Here is a 16929-nt window from a genome sequence, read left to right as displayed (position 1 = left end):
GCGTCCCAGCGAGGATCGCAACGGTGGTGCGGCGCGGTGTCCACGTCCGGGGCCGGCGCAGCGCTGGGACCTGCGTCCCAGCGAGGATCGCAACCGCATCGTGCACGTGGCCCCGGCGACGACCGTGTGCAGCGCTGGGACCTGCGTCCCAGCGAGGATCGCAACCACGGGGCGAGCTGGCCGACGAGCACGGCCGGGAGGCAGCGCTGGGACCTGCGTCCCAGCGAGGATTGCAACACCAGCGACAGGTCACCGCCCGCGCCGCCCGCACGCAGCGCTGGGACCCGCGTCCCAGCGAGGATCGCAACTGGTACCTGTCCTTCGGGTCCCGGATGGCGCTCGCGGGCAGCGCTGGGACCTGTGTCCCAGCGGGATCGCAACCACGAGGATCGGATCGTGATGGTCAACCTGCTGGTGCGCCGGTAGGCCGCGACCAGGAGTACCCGGTCCCTTAACGGGAAGACCCCACGGCTGCCCTGTGGGCCGGGTCCGAGCCTTTGTGTCGCAGGGCCGTCACCGGCGCTTGCCGGACCGGCTCGGCTCGGTGAACGGGTTGTCCAGGACGGCTCTGACGCTGAAAGCACACCGGCCACGGCGAGATCGTCCTAGCTCGATCACGGTGCGGGTTCCCGTTGTCCTCTGGCTGTAGACATCTCGGTCGCCCGGACGGAGTCGACGTGAAAGCCTCATCCCGTGGCCACCGAAAGCCGAGGTAGGGAAACTGTTGCGTCAGCGTGGTTGGCGGGCGGCCTTCACGGTCGCGGAGAGGGTGGACGCGTGGGCTGCCTTGGTGTGTGTCGTCGAGCGCGGCTAGGGCGACGACATCCACGAGTACGCCAACGATCTCTACCGCCGGAACTGGCTGCACGAGGCGTGGGTCCTACTGGACGACCCCGTCGTCCAGCTCGGGACGCCGCGGGTCCAAGGCCGTGACCGTCGACGACGACGGTCAGGCACTCGGTGGGTTCCACCGGTTGCCAGGCCCCGACCTGTGGTGGTGGCGGCGACACCCACGCATCCTGACCGGGGACCTCGGGCGTTCCCTTCGCTCGGTCGGTGCCGGTGGCCCCGCCCCGGACACCGCTCGATTCTCAGCCTCGTGGGATCGCGGGACGGCCCTTCGGACGGTTCCCTAACTGGCCGACTCGACGGTGGCTCCGCCCGCCGCGCCGTTCGCACCTCACAACCGGCACCGCCGCGCCATGCCGAATGCGATAAAATTCCGCCGGACCCGGTGGCCGCGATCTTCTTCGCTCCGGCCGTCGTGCCCCTCGGTTAACCCACACGTGGCTCCTGCACCATCTCGTGTCTCCATCATGTGTGCCGTCTGCCACTTTTCGGCAGGATCGCCCGCATTGCCTATTGACTTGACGTTCGGTGGCAACGACGCGTCCGGTCGAGTGATCTCGTGATTCATGGCTGACAGTCGCCGAAGGTGTCGCTAATCTTCATGAAGACCGCTCGCGTGCGCCGGTCGAACTGGGAGGATCGTGCACCGAATCTGCTTTGCATCTCGGCTGGTATCCCTTCGATCGGGTCGTGACGTGGTCTTCCCGGTACGGCAATTCGTTCACCGCTAGGGCAGAACGCCGGGCTTGCCCGAAAGGATTCGGGCGTCAGTCTCGTCCGACCGGAACCGTCTGCAGTGCGGATTTCCTGCATCAAGGCCTGTGATTTCACGCGCCTCTTCATGCTGCGCCGGAATCCGGTTGGGCCCTGCACGAAGAGGGGAAATGAAGAACAGGCGTGCACTTTTCGTTGCCATCGTCGCTCTGCTCGCGGTCGGGTTGACGCCCGGCGCGGCCGGTGCGAGTTCGGGTGGTATGCGCTTCACCAGCGTCGAGTTCGATGCCTGGGGCACCTCGGTGAATCGGGCGGCTGCGGAGGATACGGGGGTCGCGTCCGGGCTGAGCACCGAGTTCCGGTCGGACAAACCGAACGGGCGCCAGGAACTGGATGCCTACCTTAACGGCCCCAAGCCTGCGCGGCACGTTACCCGCGCCGCCGACCTGATCGCCGAAGCCGGGAATCCCGCAGCTACGGACGCCGAGACGCCCAACCCCGTCTCGGTCGACGACTGCCGCCAGAAGTTCGGCACGAACATCGGCAAGCCGCAGTACTGGTACCGGGACCGGTTCAACTCGTGCATGGTCGCGGCGATCCAGCTCAAGAACAAGTTCTGCCAGAACGGCCAGTGCTCCATCCTTGGTGCCGTCCACTACCGGCTGGTCATCGTCGGCCACGGCACCCGCAACGTGAACCCGGACGGTTCCCGGGCCGTGAAGTTCCAGTGGTTCACCGACATGGGCGGTGTGGACGGCGGAACGCCACCGCCGGCGTGGGACAACATCTACAACGGACTGGTCTGTAAGACCTACATCGGTGTGACTTGTGGTTTCGACCGGGGCTTCGGGATGGCGACGGTGGCGCAACTCCAGGCAGGGTGGACAAGTTCGGTGCAGACGCTGACCGAACGCAACACCTCTGCGGAGAAGGACAACAAGATCTACTACGACCTTGGGTTCCTGATCCGCGGTGGCATGGGTGACATCGTGAGCGAGAAGGTCCAGATCCTGCGCAGCGACACCGCGAGTTACGCCGGCAGCGGCGGGTTCGTGTTCATGGACGTGGAATCCTGGCTCCAGTACGACTTCTCCCGGCCCGAGATCTATCAACAGGTCAAGCACATCTGGGACGCCCAGAACAACATCGCGGCGACCAAACCCGGCATCCCGCTCACCAAGGTCGCGGGCAGCCGTGGCTCCGGGCAGATGCTCACCCGGATGCACCCGGACTACGAGAAAACCCGGTACGACCGCAACAACTACGTCGCGGTCCTAACCTGCAAGCAGCACTGGGGCAACGACTACGCCACCAACGACCCGGTCACCGGTGAACGGGAGTGCGACGAGTACCCGTACCGGTCGACGTACGAAGGCGCGGCGTACACGGAGTACAACGGCGGTGCGGGCATCTGGAGCTACTCCGCCAGGCCGATCCGCAAACTGGACAACAGTATCGGCGGAGGTCTGCTCAGCGCCTTCTACCTGCGCGACCACGTCCTCCACACCGACCGCTTCTGGGTCGACATCGTCGGCACTCCCAACATCGATTGAGTCCCTAGACTGACCACTACATCCTGGGTGGAACAGTCGAACCGCTGTTCCACCCAGGCCCGGTGAAGGGGGCAGAGCCATGAGAACGCACGAAACGTCCGTCCCGGTGTACTTCGCACGCTTCTACCTGGTGAGCCACCCCCAACCCATCAAGGACGACCCCCGCCTAGTCTGGGGCCCGCAGGAGGAACTGGCGGTGTCGGCCGGCGACGGTATCGGCCTCAACAGCGTCACCAGCGAACACACCGCCCACGTGACCCTGGTAGTCGCCGATGACGAAACTGAAGTGCCCGATCACCTGCGCGACCACCGGCCTCGCTACGCGTTCACCAACTCCAGGCCGGAGATCGCCGTGGTCGACACCGAAGGCCGCACCGCCCTGGTGACCGCTGCACCGGCCACCGGCCCCATCACCTGCGTCGTCGAGTGCACAGGTCGTGACGAAACCTTCAACGCCCGCCACCACGAACACCGCGACCCGATCGTGGACATTGAACGCTGGCACATCACCATCTGGCCCACACCGACCACAGAGATCGCCTGACCCTCCGCGCCAGGAGAGGCAGGCGCCCGACGCCTCTGCCGAGTTCCGCTGCCCGAGGGGCCCGCCACCGCAGTGGGTACTGCCGTGGGGCCTTCTGGAGGCCAGCGACTGATAGTCGACTGGCGGCGCTGGATGAGGTCGACCGGTGGTCCGGTTGCGCCGTCTAGACATGCCGCCGCAGTGCTGCTTCCGTCTGATGGGCTTCCGGGTTTTCGTCCCCTCGACCTTCGCGATCGGCGGTATGCGGTCGACACTCGACTTCGGCTCATCCGGGGAAGTGGTGGTGTCGATGAGATCGGGTACGTGGGCGGCTCGACCTGGTGGAGGGCTCGCTGTCCGTTCAGGCGCGGTCGTTTCGGTCGTCGGGCCGTGCCGTGTGGGGTGAGCTGGAGCGGTTGACGCGGGGGTTGCCGAGGTCGTGGGCCGGGTTCATGCGGGACTGGGACCGGTCGTTGCGGGCGGCGAACAGGCCGGAGACGACGCGGTACAACTACCTGCTGGCGGTGTCGCAGCTGGCCCGGTTCCTGGCGCAGGAGGCCGCGACCGACGTGGAATGCGCCGCTGCGGCGGGGGACCCGGTGGAGGTTCGGCGGGGGCACGTGGAGTCGTTCCAGGCGTGGATGATCGAATCACGGTCGGCGGCGACGGCGTTGAACAAGCACAAGGGATTGCAGCAGTTCTTCAAGTGGTTGTGGTTGGACGAGGAGGAGATCGAACGGTCGCCGATGGAGCGCGTGCGGCAGCCGAAGGTGGAGAAGCGGCTGATACCGGTGATTCGTGACGAGGACACTGGGCGGGTGTTGGCCACGTGCAAGGGTAAGGAGTTCGTGCACCTGCGCGACGAGGCGATCATCCGGCTGTATTACAACACCGGTGCGCGTCTGTCCGAGGTGGGCGGTCTCCGGCTAGAGGACGTCGACTTGGGTCGGGACACGGTGGTGTACCGGGGCAAGGGTGGCAAGGAGAGGCGGGTGCGGTTCGGGCCTCGGACGGGTCGGGCGTTGAGCCGGTACCTGCGGGCCCGCGACCGTCACGTCGCCGCAAGGTTGCCGAACCTGTGGCTGGCCGAGCGTGGTCGTCGGGCGCTGGCGCCCAACGGGATCAAGCTGATGCTCAAGCGGCGGGGACGCGCGGCCGGGGTGGTGGGAGTGCACGCGCATCGGTGGCGGCACAACTTCGCACACGAGTGGAAGCGGGCCGGCGGGGACACCGGTGACCTGATGTTGTTGCTGGGCTGGGAATCGGAGGACATGCCGCGCCACTACGGTGCGAGCGCCGCTGCAGAACGTGCGCAGGAGTCCCAGACACGGATGGGGATCGGTGAAAATGTCTGACCAGCGCGGAATCAGCGACGCAGACCGGAGGTTGAGGGCCCGTGCTGCGGCGCACGAGTCGTGGGCGAGGACGACGGATCGCCGTGCACGCACGGCCAACGCGACCCAGGCGACGTTGGAGCAGTTCGAGCGTCAGGTGGACCCCAAGGGCGAGTTGCCGCCGGACCTGCGCCGGGAACTGGCGGTCCACGCCCGCACCGCACACATGTTGAGGCTCGCCCGCCGCTCGGCGGCGGTCCGACGCCGGGCTCCCCGCCGCTACGACACCGAACCTCGGTAATGCCAAGGACCGCGCAGCGGCCGATCCCGGGCTGTGCCGGCTGCGGCTACAACAGGATGTCGTTCGGCAGCTCGGGATTGCGGGCCGCGACGCTCAGCGCCGAGATCGCCTGGACGACCGCCACCACTAGGAGCTGTTTGGGGTTCGGATCTAGGTCGGGCGCGGTGGTGTGCTGGTGGGGCTGGTAGAACACGGATGTGGCGCATTTTGACCTGACCGATGCCGAGTGGGCGTTGATCGAACCGCATGTGCCGGTGGCGGCCACGGGGCCGTTGCCGCGTCGGGTGCGGGAGCAGTTCAACGGGATCCTGTGGCGGTTCCGCACCGGATCGGGCTGGCGTGACGTGCCCGAACGGTACGGGCCGTGGTCCACCGTCTACTCACGGTTCAACGCCCGGGCCAGGGCCGGGGTGTTCCAGGCGCTGATGGAGGCGCTGATCGCCGAGGCCGCCTCCCAGGGGCAGGTCGGGTTGGAACTGGTCGGCGTGGACTCCACGATCGTGCGGGCGCATCACGAATCGGCCGGGTTGGCGGTCGCCGGGGAGACCCTCGACGCGCTGGAACAGGCGCTGACGGAGGAAAAAGGGGCTCCGTTGGCCACCCAGCGGCGGGTGTTGCGGGTGATGCGCCGCGGTCCGCGCCTGACAAGGCCGACGCGGGCACGTCTGCGGGTCGGGACCGTGCCGCTCTCCGGCGCCGTCGGAAGGCGCGGGCCGAAGCGGCAGGGCTCGGCCGGTCCCGAGGCGGGCTGAGCAGCAAGATTCACGCCGCGGTCGACGCCGCCGGGCTGCCGCTGGCGTTCGTGCTCACACCCGGCCAGGCCGCTGACAGTCCGCGGTTCCGGACGGTGCTGGACCGGGTCCGGGTTCCCGGCCCGTCCGGTCGGCCCCGCACCCGTCCGGGAGCGGTGGCCGCGGACAAGGCCTACTCCTCCAAGGCCAACCGGGCCTATCTGCGCCGCCGCCGGATCACGGCCGTGATCCCGGAGAAGACCGACCAGCAGGCCAACCGGAAGAAGAAAGCCTCGGCCGGAGGGCGGCCCGTGTCCTTCGATCCCGTGCGATACAGACAACGAAACACCGTCGAACGCTCCTTCCAGAAGATCAAGACATGGCGCGGCCTGGCCACCCGCTACGACAAATCACCGGAGAGCTACGAGGCCGGACTGCATCTACGGGGAGCGATCATGTGGCTGAAGACCCTCACCTCAACCACATGATCCGAACCCCAAACAGCTCCCTAGTGTCCTGCGCCGGGAATTCGATCAAGATATGAGGCGAGGCGGTCGAGGATCTCGTCCGCGTCCTTGGTCCAGATGAAGGGCTTGGGGTTCGCGTTCCAGGTCTTGATCCAGTCGCGGATGTCGTTCTCCAGGGCGCGCAGGGACTTGTGGGCGGCGCGGCGTAGTCGCTTGTCGGTGAGCAGTCCGAACCACCGCTCGACCTGGTCGGGCCAGGAGGAGTAGGTAGGGGTGAAGTGCATGTGGAACCGAGGGTGCGCTTCCAGCCACTTCCGCACGGTGGGGTGTTTGTGGGTGCCGTAGTTGTCGCAGATCAGGTGCACGTCGAGATCGGCGGGCACTTCCCTGTCCAGCTTGGCCAGGAATTTCTTGAACTCCACGGCCCGGTGGCGGCGGTGCACGGAGCCGATGACCTCGCCGGTGGCGACGTCGAGCGCGGCGAACAGGGTGGTGATGCCGTGCCGGATGTAGTCGTGGGTGCGGCGTTCGGGCAGGCCGGGCATCATCGGCAGGACAGGCGCGGACCGGTCCAGTGCCTGGATCTGCGACTTCTCGTCCACGCACAGGACCAGCGCCTTCTCCGGCGGATCCAGGTACAGGCCGACAACGTCGCGGACCTTGTCCACGAACTGCGGATCGGTGGACAGCTTGAACGTGTCGACCTGGTGGGGCTTGAGCTTGAAGGCCTTCCAGATCCGCCCGACCGTCGAACGGGACAGTCCGCTCTCGGCCGCCATCGAGGTCCGCGACCAGTGCGTGGCGTCGGCCGGTGTCCGTTCCAGCGTGGCCACCACGACCTGCTCGACCCGCTCGTCGGTGATCTTCCGCGGGGCACCGGGACGTGGCTCGTCCACCAGACCCTCCAGGCGCCTGTCCAGGAACCGGCGCCGCCACTTGCCCACCGTCTGCGGCCAGATCCCCAACTCGGCCGCCACATCCTGATTGGACTTGCCGTCCGCGCAGCCGAGCACGATCCGGCACCGCTGCGCCAATGCCTGCGACGACTTCGCCCGCCGTGCCCAGCGTGTCAGCGTCTCGCGTTCCTCGTCCGTCAACGTCACCACGGCCACCGGCCGACCCCTACGAGCCACCCGACAACTCTACAATTCTTCAACGAATTTCAGGCGCAGCACACTAGGTCCCCGGTGCTCAGCGCGCCCAACGAAGGACCGTCACTCGGCGTTCGCAGGAGAGGGTCGCCGCGGGCCCCGGGCAGGCTTCCAGCGCCGCCTCGACCAGCGAGGGGTTCGACGCGGCGTGCAGGCGCGGGGCGGCCCACCAACCGGTGGCCTCGGAACGGAGAGCGGGCTCGTCGCGCGGGTCGTCGCTGCGCAGCTCGGGAAGATCTGCGGCGTACCGGCCCGCCGCAGTGGGGTCCAGCGCGGTTACGGCGGCCAGCACACGCCGTTGAAGCACGTGCTCCACCGTGTCGTCGTCGGGCACGCCCACGATCACGCACGCCAACTCAGCCGGGAAATCCACCAGGTACCGAGCGCCCTCAGCGGCGGCCCCGACCCCTGCGGCACGAGAGGCTGTGGCGAGCAGGTACAGGAAGACTCGGGTGCCGGCGCGGCGGGCCGCCGATGGCTTGACGATCGCCGGCAACAGGTCTTCGAGCACGCGGTGGAAATCGTCGTAGGCGTCGTCATCCTCGGCGTCGACGGCGCGCAGCACCTGCTCGGCTGCTGCCTTCACCGGCCCGGACGACGAGTTCACGACCTGCTCCATCGTGGCGCTGCCCAGGGACAGCAGGACCTGCATACCGATGTGGTGCAACGGCTCGAACGCGGAAGAACCACCCATCAAATCGGCTGTCGCCTCCGTGTCGAGCAGATCCGGGCGCAGCAGGGCCAGCCGCGCCAGCACGTGCGCCTGCGTCGCGGCGTACAGCTCGTCCTCGGCGTGCTCGACGGCCTCCTCGAACGCCTCGACATCCAGCTCAGCGAACTCGTCGACCGCGTCGTCGATATCGCCTTCGGCACCGGGCAGGCCGGCTCAAGGGCGTTGTCTCTCCGCCTCCGGAAGCTACGCCGTCGAATGCAGTCAGGGTTCCGCCTACGAACCGCCCGGGTCGAACTATCCGGCTTGCCCGCAGTGTGAAACGCACACCACGAAGAAGGACTTCCACCGGGCGATGAGCTGGGCGGCCACGGTGCCCTTCGTCGGAATCCCGTTCGCCGCGATGGATTGCGCCAAGTACGCTCAGGACGGCGATACGGCAGGGATGGTCGGCGCATGCATGGGAGTCATGCCGGGAGTTGAACTCGGTGGCAAGTTGGGTGCTGCCGCTGCCAAGGCCCTCCCGAGTGGTCGCGTTTCGACGCTCGAGTCTGGTATGTCACCCAAGCTGGTGAAGTATCGAAACAGCTTCACCGGGGACACGCGAGTCCTCATGGCCGACGGCAGCACCAAGCGCATCGACGAGATCAAGGCGGGCGACAAGGTCACCAACAGCGAACCCGAAGAAACCGACACCGAACAACACGCCGTCCTCGCCGTTCACGTCACCGACGCCGACGCCGACTACGTCGACCTGACCGTCTCGACTCCGGACGGCGGCGCGCACGTACTATGTACTCGCTGGCGCGACACCGATCTTGGTTCACAATTGTGGGACTGGGCCGGATGGTCTAATTGACCTGGATCACGCCTCTCACTCTGGGGCTGCAGCGGATAGGGGTGGATGCTCTCTTGCTGGGCGCGCTCTGCAGAAGCATGCAGATCGTACGGGCACCGGTGCGAACTGGCCGAGGCCGTCCGGGAGAGAGAGAATCCTACGGGGTGGAACGAGTCCGAGCAGAATATGCTCGACGGTATTCTCACTAACCCTGATTCAGTCGCACACATTGGGTATGGTCGAGTCGGAGGAGCTTGGCAGGATGCGCTGGATGTGCGCCTCTCCAGTGGCCTGGGGGCGCGGTTTGACCTCAACGGGAACTTCTCAGGTTTCCTGGACTAATAGGGTGGGCCGTCGTGCGATACGAAGCATTCCAGGGACGCCGTGTTCAGGTCATCGAAATTGATGACGTCAGCGGCGAGCATGTTATCGAATTCGTGGATCCTGCGATCGAGGCGAATGGTGCCGTCCTCGCCATTTATAGCTCCGGGGAAGGTTGGCCGGATGCGCGGGTGAGTATTAATCCGAAGGTGGAAAGCGTGTCTGCTGAATTCGTCGAATGGGCGCTTCAGATCGCTCGACGGCAAATGTAAACTCCCATAAAAGGCCCCGCCGGATCAGTTTCCGGTGGGGCCTTTGGGGTGTCTGACGGCAGTAGCTGACGGCAACGTCAGCGGATGGGTGCTGCGCAAAGTGGTGGGTCGTTGCCTTCGTCGGGCTCGGTGACGGTCTCGCCGGTGGCCCGGAGGGCGTGGCCGAGGAGGTCGATGGCCTCGCGCTGGAGGCGGAGTCGGACATGGGCGTAGACCGTCGCGGTGACGCCGATGTGGGCGTGGCCCAGCAGCTCCTCGATCACGACCAGTTCGACGCCCTGCTCCAGCAGGAGCGTCGCTGCCGAACGCCGGAGATCGTGAAACCGGATGCGGCGGAGGGCAGCCCTGTGGAGGAGGGCGTTGAAGTGCCGGGTGAGGGTGGCCCCCTCGATCGGGCTGCCGTCAGGCCGGGTGAACCGGGGCAGTCAGAGTCACTGTCACAGGGGTACGGTCGATCCTAGGGGCGCCCAGTCCGAAGACTTGAATCGTGGACACCTTTACTCGGCTGAGTACACTAGGGAACGACCTGGAAGAACAGGCCCAAGCATGTCGCTCAGTCGTTCCGCGACTGGGGGTCAAGGGGTCGCAGGTTCAAATCCTGTCGTCCCGACGGTCTGAGGAAGCCCGCTGGCTCTGGAGCGAAAGCCCAGGTCGGCGGGTTTTTTCGTGTGTTCGTACCGATCTTAGAGTGGTCACGGGACGGTTACGAAACGATCTTCGCGGGTGCTGTGAAGGAGCGGATCAGGAGCGACTCGCTCCTGATTTTTTGCCAGCGCCATATGGGGTCGTCACCCGAATGGGTGGTTCTGTCGAACCTGCCAGGACCGGGCCTGATGGGCGCGGACCGACGTCAACCGACCTGAAGCGGAAGGGCCGTCGAGGGGTGCTGGTCGTTGGGTCGTGAGGCGGTCGCGGGTGGTGGGATGCGCCGCGGGTCCGAGGTGACCGTCGTGGTGCTGGTCGAGGTGGTCGACAAAATGCGGTGCTGGAGCAGGCGGTGCCCTGAGGTCGGTCGCCGAGTCCGATTATGTGGTCGGTGACGGCTCCGGCAGGAGCGTGGATCGGTTCCGTCGGGACGAGTCCAACGGATCGAAGACCCCGACGACGACTGCAACCGCCGCCTTGGCGTGGGCGACTACCATCCTTAACCGCCAGCTTCGACCACGCACACCCGCGCGACCCCGGACGACCGTTCCCGCCGCTGAAGCCCGCGCGGTGTTGTGGAGGCCAGGACTGACGCCGGCATCCGACGGGACGCCTGAGACAACCGGGGCACGAAGTGTGCTCGCGTGCCCCAGGTACGGCACGTACAGCATTCAGGCCGGATGGCCGATCGAGGGCTTGGCGCTTCGTGTCTGTGCACTGCTTCCTCCGAGCGATGGGAGGCAGTGAACCTGGTCCTGCGCAGGTTCGTCTCCTGGGTAGGAGCACCGAAGGACGGAACGGGGCTGACCGGCGGTTTCATACCGGCAGCTTGGTGGTGGAGCCGCGATTCACGCTGTCGCGGCCGGATGTGTCAGGAGGCGACGGAGGTAGGTGCTAACCCGCTCGGCAGGACCAGCCGTTACGGACGGGCCTCGGTGCCGCGTGCCGTGAACGTCCGCTTCTGCCGAGAAGTGGATGTTGTCACCGTTGCCCGGTCGGCGTCGTTGCGAGATGTGCGTGACGAGGCGGGTCCGGTTGTCTCTGGTGTCTTCCTAGGTTCGGGCGGATGGTCCTGGTTGTGGATGGTTGGTGCCCGGCGCTTGCTCCCGGTTGCCGAGGGCAGCTTGGTAGAGGGAATCGCCTGACCCGGATCACCCGCTGAACTCGTAGGCATCGGCCGTCTGAGGGTGCGGGAACAAGCCGTAGCGACCGCGGGTCGGGTTCTTGGTGAAGGATATGTCCCGTGCCCCGACCCCCAAGGCGTCCGGGGGGTTTTGGTTCTCCAGGATGATGATCTGGCCAGAGAAGTTCGTTTGGATGTCGGCGAAGAACCGGCCCGCGAGACTGGTGGTGTCGAGGACGTCGCCGCTGTCGTCGGGTTCGGCGTCGGGGTCCGGGGGGCGGTAGACGACCAGGGGCGAATCGAGCACGACGAAGCCTGGGTGGGGTAGGTCGTTGTCGAAGCAGTATTGGGCGAGTGAGATGGTGAACGCGGCGTGCAGTACGGCACGGACACCTTTGCCGTGGGCGGAGCGCAGTTGGCTTCCCGAGACGATGTCCTGGGCCTCGAAGCTGTAACTGGTGTTGTCCGCGTCGTGGAAGCCCCAGGTCCGCAACCGGGCCGCGATCATGCGCGACAGATCGTCGACAGCGCTTCGTTGCAGGCCTGCGGTGGGAGCGATCGTGTCCTGCTTGGGTTCATTCTCGATCTCGACGCGGAGGGTTTCGAGCCGCTGGATTCGGCGGATGGTCTCGGCGTCGCGTTCGAGTTGCGACGACAAGCTGATCACCTCGTTCAGCTCAAGTTGTCGAGGATTGAGCATGCCGTCGAGTCGCGAGATCATCGACCGCGCCTCGGTTGTCCGATCCGTGTATGCCAAGAGGCGCGTGGCCTTCTCCGCACGATCGACGCGCAACCCGTCGATGGCATGAAGCAGGTCGCCGCGCAGCGCGGTCGTCTTGCGTTGCTCCTCTCGCACGGACTCGGCCAACGCGGTCGTGTCGTCGGCGCAGTCCTCGTTGAGGTGTTGGTGTGCGGGCTCGGCACCGCAGAACACGCAGCGACCCGGGGTGAAGTAGCCGAGAAGCGATCCGGCCTCGGCGACGGCTTCCAGTCGTGCCAGATCCGAGGTGTACTGCTCGTGCAGGAGGGTGAAACGCGCATCGAGGGCGTCGAGTTCGGCGAGGCTGCGCCGTGCGGCGACGACGAGTCGTTCGCTGTTGGACAGCGTTTGCCCCCATTGGTGCCTTGCGGTGGCGGTCTGCTCGACCGCGGCGGTCGACTCGGTGATTGCTGTCCGCAGTCGGCCCAGCCGGTCGACGACCTGTTGGAGCGTCTCCTCGGTCTGGAGCTGTTCACGCAGCTCGGCCAGCAGCGTGTCGATGACGTCGCGCTTGGCGAGCTTGGACCGGCGACGTTCGGTTGCCGATTCACCCGGCTCGATCGCGGAGTCGTCCTCGCCTTGAAGGAGGAGACGAAACGTTGAGATTTCTCCGGTGCGGTGTGTGTGTTGCCCTGTCACCACTGGGGCGGTCTTGGCTTGGATCTTGGTCTCGCCGACAAGGAACAGGGGAGCCAACTTGCGCAGGCTCAGCGAGATCGTCTTCCCTGCGCCGTCCGTTCGAATGAACTTCCCATCCAGGCCGATCTTGTCCAAGAGGTAGCGCGAAAGGTTCCTGGCATTCTTGGCGTTGTGCTTCTCCGCAAGGATCCCACCGTTGGCGGGCAGTGGGTAGGCGCGGTGGTCGTCGTGAAACAGCCGGAAGCCACCCCCTTGGGTGGCTCGGGACAGGGTGACGTCCTCGCCGTCGGGCAGGCGGATGCCGAGCAGCACGGTGTCGTAACCGACCCGTTCCGGGATGTCCTCCAGCGCCGCGCCGCCGAGCATGAAGTCGATACTGTCGGCGATGTAGGACTTCCCGGTGTCCGACGGACCACGGACCAGCGTGAGACCGGGCCCGAAATCCACGGTTGCCGGGTTGACCGACGGGCCGATGAAGGTCAGATGCAGCAGGGTCAGCCGCTCCATGAACCCGTACCCCTCTCCCGGTCACCGTTGTCGCCTCCGCCGTACCAACTGCCGAAGATCGCAGCCGTTTGTCGGCGGACTTCCTCCTCGGGCAGAGGAGCGAACCGCTCGACTACCCACCGGCAGCGGTCACGCAACTTGGCGATATAGCCCGACGCGAGCGCGGAGACGAAACTGTGCGCCTCATCCCCTGCCTCGTAGCGGATGCCGGCAGCCGACGCACGCATGTCGACCAGCCCGGCACGCATCATGACCCGCAGCCCTTCCTCGATGCTCGCGCGCCGCACGCCCAGCTCTCCGGCGTGAAGGGCGTGGGCGGGGTGGATGCTGGGTGGTCCCCCGAGCTCGGCGGTGTGCAGCACGCTGTGGTCAAGCAGGACCAGGTGGTTGATGTCCAACTGCTCCGGATACGCCTCGGTCAGCATCACCAGGACTCGGACCCCGTACTCCAGTGGGCCGTTGAGCGGAGCCCTCATGCTTCCTCCACCCAGGTCAGCCGGTCGTCGTTTGCGAGCTGATGGCAGACGCCCTTGCGGTCATCCATGTCGGCCACGTCGATGAGCTTGTGGCGACTGAGGTCGAGGCTGCCCACCTGGGCCAGGACCTGTCCCAACCGCGCGTAGCCGTCCGTGTGGTCGCCCTCCGCCACGTCGACGACCCCGGCGTGGATGTCCTCCTGGAGTTTCTCGAAGGTGCCTGGAGGCACCGCTCCGGCGGAGTACGCCTTGAGCGACTCCGCCCGGAAGAAACTCACCCGCTGCCGCTGAAGGTGCCTGCCCAGCTTCGGAACACCGGCCACCGAGTCCAGAGTGGTGATCTTGTCCGGGGCACGCTCCACGTACACGGCCAGGAGTTGCTGCAAGTAGCGGGCCTCGGCGGGCATGTACTGCTCAGGCGGGATCTCTCCGTCGGCCCGTGCAGGGAGCGCGGTGGCGAACCGGGCGGCGTGCCACCGGGTTCGACTGTGGGTGTCCAGCGCGTCCAAGACCTCCACCGACCTGAACATGGCGAAGTCGGTCACCGCCGCTAAATCCTGCACCGCGCCGAGCATCACGTTGTCCAGCCCCTTCACAAGCGCGTCGCCTTCGACGAGCCGGTCCAGGAACTTGTTCCGCAGGGTGGTCGGCTTACTGACCATCATGTTGAACGGCGTCGACAGCCCCCTGGGCGCCAAGAACTGGTAGCTCTCGGGCAGGCAGTACGCACCGTCGATGACGGATGTGAAGACCTTGAGCATCTCGGCCGCGGCAACGGCGTAGCCGAGGGGCTCCTTGTAGTGCTTGGCCTGGAAGCAGTCCCACGGCCCCTCGAACTGCCGGTCGGTCTTGAACGCTGCGATGTCCGCACCCTTATCACCCGCCCCACCGAGCCGCTTGATCTGGAAATAGTCCTCAGCCAGCGCGGTGGCCCACTCGCGGATGAACTCCTCCCACTCGTCGGGCGTGTACAACCGGAGACGCGCCGCAGGGGGAATCGGCGGACCATCCAAGACCACGGACCGGGGGGAATCGACCGGTAGGGGCATGGCGCTGACAGCCGCCCGGCTACTCACCTGCTGCTCCCCGTCGTCACGTAACGTCCTACCTTCCTATTCCTGATCGACTGCGCATCCTAATCCGGGAAGGCCGGAGGCGGACACATCCGCAGCCGGGGTACTCATGGCTGGAAGCCTGGCGACAGGACGACCCGGCGGCTCGGCCGAAGCCGCCTCGCTGACATCGCGCGGCGTACGTCCTGTCATGCCGATGTCAGGATGCGGTGCGGGTGGCGCGTGAGTCGGGGTTCGTGTGTGGGCCGGAGCCCCGTTGTGTTTCAGCGCAGGCGTCGGGAGATGAGGTCGCGTGTGGTGGGGGCGAGTTGTGTGGCGACGAAGGTGTTGAGGCGTTCGGGGTCGGGTTCGACGCGGCGTGCTTCTTCGCGGTCTTCCCAGGTGTCGTAGTCGTGGGGGTCGGCGGCGGTGATGACGCCGATGCCGTGGGCGCGTGCGGCTTCGGCGACGTCGGCGACGGCGTCTTCGAGGTGGTCGGCCTGGTCGGCGGGGATGTGGAGCAGGACGTAGGAGTGGGTGGCGGAGCGGCGGTGGGCCAGTGCTTCGTAGACGGCCTGGACGTTGACGGCGTTGGAGGCCTTGACCTCGAAGGTGGCGACTTCGAGGTATTTGCCGGGGACGTAGGCGAAGGTGCGGACTTCAACGCTGACGATGTCGGGGCGTGACCAGGTGCCGCCGGTGGCGCGGCGTCCCTGTAGCGCGGTGATCTCGACGGCGAGTGGGTCGCGGCGGTGGTCCTGCGCCCAGTCGGTGGCGATGACGTGCCGCATGGGGTCGTAGAGCGCCAGTTCGTTCTTGATGACCGCCTCGACGGTGGCCGCGGTGGTCTCCGGGTCGGCGGTGGTGTCGACGACCACGGCGATGGTGCGTTCCGCCACCGTGTCGTCGTCGGAGACGACACGACGCACGACACCGCCGCGTCCCCGCCCGCGGACGATGAGCCCGCCGTCGACCAGGGCGTCGCGGGCACGAAAGTAGCGGGTGCCGTCCCAGCCGAGACGCCGTTGCAGGGTCGGGTTGCTGATCGTGGTCCCTTCGGTCGGGATCGCCGCGAACAGCTCCTCGTGGTCCCCGTGCAAGGCGGATGGGTCGACTGGCACACGACGATGCTAGCCAGACTGGAATACCAATGAGTCCGCACTTATGCGGACTCGACCCTGACGTGTGGCCCACCGTCACGGCTCAGGCCCCGGCCACCGCACCTGCGAGGCAACGCGCGCCCACCGACGTCAGGCTTTCCAGAAGGCGGCAACACCCGCACGTATGGCAAGCGACGGCACCACCTGAACCTGGTCTGCACCGGGCCCGGCCTGATCGGGTCCGGCCGCCTCAAGCCACTCGACAGGCGTTGATCAAGCGACAGGACCGAACGCACGCACATGCCGAGATGAGTACGCTCGTCCAGCCGACGGTGGCAGCCTGCGTGGAAGCAGCGGGGTGCTCCCGGCAGCGCTGCTCTGCCTGACCGGTCTTGACGGGTCAGGACCCGGTGACCGGCGAGGCGATTCCCACGAGGACGCCGTAGGGGTCTCTGACGTAGGAGACCACCTGACCCCAGGCAGTGTCGTGCGGCTCGGCCAGGGCAGTGGCACCGGCCGCGACCGCGCGGGCGAAGCCACCGGCGACGTCATCGGTGATGAAGGTGAACTCGATGCCCGCCGGTGGCAGGGCAGGGTCGAGGGCGGCGTAGGGAACCGGCACCGCCTCCGCCCCCAGCCGGTGGCTGGTGAAGGCAAGCGCCGTGCCGCCGGTGTCGAGCTGGGCGAAATCGCCCGACTCGTGAACGAAAGCGCGGGCCAGCCCGAAAGCCCGCTCGTAGAAGCCAACGGCTTGGACCACGTCCGAGACGTACACGATGGCGTAACCGAACCTCATTGCCGCTCCCAGGAGATCAGTACGAAGCACCGCCAACACCATCACAGAGCCGACGCCGCGGTCTTGAACGAATCGGACATCGCGCCGTCGATCACCATGGTGCAACA

General features: G+C 66.6%; 16 protein-coding genes, 1 pseudogene and 1 CRISPR repeat array (1 of these 18 cut by a window edge). Of the genes and pseudogenes, 8 read left to right on the top strand and 9 right to left on the bottom strand.

The genetic code is table 11. From position 1 onward, the window contains the following. Nucleotides 1–382: a CRISPR direct-repeat array (repeat unit 37 nt; unit sequence GCAGCGCTGGGACCTGCGTCCCAGCGAGGATCGCAAC); it reaches 1735 nt to the left of the window's first position. Nucleotides 383–1709: 1327 nt separating this feature from the next. The 4 genes from AB0G01_RS29210 (at nt 1710) to AB0G01_RS29195 (ending at nt 5274) form a co-directional block, all read left to right on the top strand. Then, a complete protein-coding gene (locus tag AB0G01_RS29210) occupies nt 1710–3116 on the top strand; it encodes a hypothetical protein (RefSeq protein WP_360951852.1) in 1407 nt (468 codons plus the stop codon). A gap of 106 nt (nt 3117–3222) precedes the next feature. After that, entirely contained in the window at nt 3223–3660 is a 438-nt protein-coding gene (locus tag AB0G01_RS29205; RefSeq protein ID WP_360951849.1) for a hypothetical protein, read from the top strand. Between the two features lie 431 nt (nt 3661–4091). Then, a complete protein-coding gene (locus AB0G01_RS29200; protein ID WP_360952118.1) occupies nt 4092–4994 on the top strand; it encodes a tyrosine-type recombinase/integrase in 903 nt (300 codons plus the stop codon). 115 nt (nt 4995–5109) lie between these two features. After that, complete coding sequence (locus tag AB0G01_RS29195; protein WP_360951846.1) at nt 5110–5274, top strand: hypothetical protein; 165 nt, start codon at nt 5110–5112, stop codon at nt 5272–5274. A gap of 46 nt (nt 5275–5320) precedes the next feature. On the opposite strand, the gene AB0G01_RS29190 is transcribed toward AB0G01_RS29195, so the two are convergent. After that, on the bottom strand, nt 5321–5467 hold the full coding sequence (locus AB0G01_RS29190) for a hypothetical protein (RefSeq protein WP_360951843.1): 147 nt from the start codon (nt 5465–5467) through the stop codon (nt 5321–5323). Between the two features lie 4 nt (nt 5468–5471). Here AB0G01_RS29190 and AB0G01_RS29185 point away from each other — a divergent pair. Further along, nucleotides 5472–6493: pseudogene (locus AB0G01_RS29185) on the top strand (IS5 family transposase). A gap of 20 nt (nt 6494–6513) precedes the next feature. Here the strand turns inward: AB0G01_RS29185 and AB0G01_RS29180 are convergent. Further along, nucleotides 6514–7605, bottom strand: a complete 1092-nt coding sequence (locus tag AB0G01_RS29180; protein WP_360951840.1) for an IS630 family transposase — start codon at nt 7603–7605, stop codon at nt 6514–6516. Between the two features lie 58 nt (nt 7606–7663). Next, nucleotides 7664–8380 carry a hypothetical protein gene (locus tag AB0G01_RS29175; protein WP_360951837.1) on the bottom strand — a complete coding sequence of 239 codons (717 nt, stop codon included), beginning with the start codon at nt 8378–8380 and terminating at the stop codon, nt 7664–7666. Nucleotides 8381–8416: 36 nt separating this feature from the next. On the opposite strand from AB0G01_RS29175, the gene AB0G01_RS29170 reads away from it, so the two are divergent. From AB0G01_RS29170 to AB0G01_RS29160, 3 genes are all read left to right on the top strand, one after another. Then, on the top strand, nt 8417–8614 hold the full coding sequence (locus AB0G01_RS29170; protein WP_360951834.1) for a hypothetical protein: 198 nt from the start codon (nt 8417–8419) through the stop codon (nt 8612–8614). Between the two features lie 34 nt (nt 8615–8648). Next, nucleotides 8649–9152 (top strand): Hint domain-containing protein, encoded by a 504-nt coding sequence (locus AB0G01_RS29165; RefSeq protein ID WP_360951831.1) that lies wholly within the window; start codon nt 8649–8651, stop codon nt 9150–9152. A gap of 335 nt (nt 9153–9487) precedes the next feature. Further along, a complete protein-coding gene (locus tag AB0G01_RS29160; protein ID WP_360951828.1) occupies nt 9488–9724 on the top strand; it encodes a hypothetical protein in 237 nt (78 codons plus the stop codon). Nucleotides 9725–9801: 77 nt separating this feature from the next. Here AB0G01_RS29160 and AB0G01_RS29155 read toward each other — a convergent pair whose 3' ends face one another. The 6 genes from AB0G01_RS29155 to AB0G01_RS29130 all read right to left on the bottom strand — a co-directional run bounded on the left by AB0G01_RS29155 (nt 9802) and on the right by AB0G01_RS29130 (nt 16822). Next, on the bottom strand, nt 9802–10149 hold the full coding sequence (locus tag AB0G01_RS29155) for a tyrosine-type recombinase/integrase (protein ID WP_360952115.1): 348 nt from the start codon (nt 10147–10149) through the stop codon (nt 9802–9804). Nucleotides 10150–11520: 1371 nt separating this feature from the next. Beyond that, nucleotides 11521–13398 (bottom strand): AAA family ATPase, encoded by a 1878-nt coding sequence (locus AB0G01_RS29150; RefSeq protein ID WP_360951825.1) that lies wholly within the window; start codon nt 13396–13398, stop codon nt 11521–11523. Next, a complete protein-coding gene (locus AB0G01_RS29145; RefSeq protein ID WP_360951822.1) occupies nt 13386–13874 on the bottom strand; it encodes an ABC-three component system middle component 2 in 489 nt (162 codons plus the stop codon). The genes AB0G01_RS29150 and AB0G01_RS29145 overlap by 13 nt, the downstream gene beginning before the upstream one ends. Continuing rightward, nucleotides 13871–14848: an ABC-three component system protein gene (locus tag AB0G01_RS29140; RefSeq protein WP_360951819.1), complete on the bottom strand. Its 978-nt coding sequence runs from the start codon at nt 14846–14848 to the stop codon at nt 13871–13873. Before AB0G01_RS29140 ends, AB0G01_RS29145 begins: the two co-directional genes overlap by 4 nt. Nucleotides 14849–15210: 362 nt before the next feature. Continuing rightward, nucleotides 15211–16047, bottom strand: a complete 837-nt coding sequence (locus tag AB0G01_RS29135; protein ID WP_360951816.1) for a hypothetical protein — start codon at nt 16045–16047, stop codon at nt 15211–15213. A gap of 379 nt (nt 16048–16426) precedes the next feature. Further along, nucleotides 16427–16822: a VOC family protein gene (locus tag AB0G01_RS29130; RefSeq protein WP_360951813.1), complete on the bottom strand. Its 396-nt coding sequence runs from the start codon at nt 16820–16822 to the stop codon at nt 16427–16429. Between the last annotated feature and the right edge of the window lie 107 nt (nt 16823–16929).

Source organism: Actinosynnema sp. NPDC023587, from assembly GCF_040640215.1.
Classification (GTDB): Bacteria; Actinomycetota; Actinomycetes; order Mycobacteriales; family Pseudonocardiaceae; genus Actinosynnema.
The sequence above is the reverse complement of the archived record's forward strand: the minus strand, read 5'-3'. Positions and strand labels throughout refer to the sequence as shown.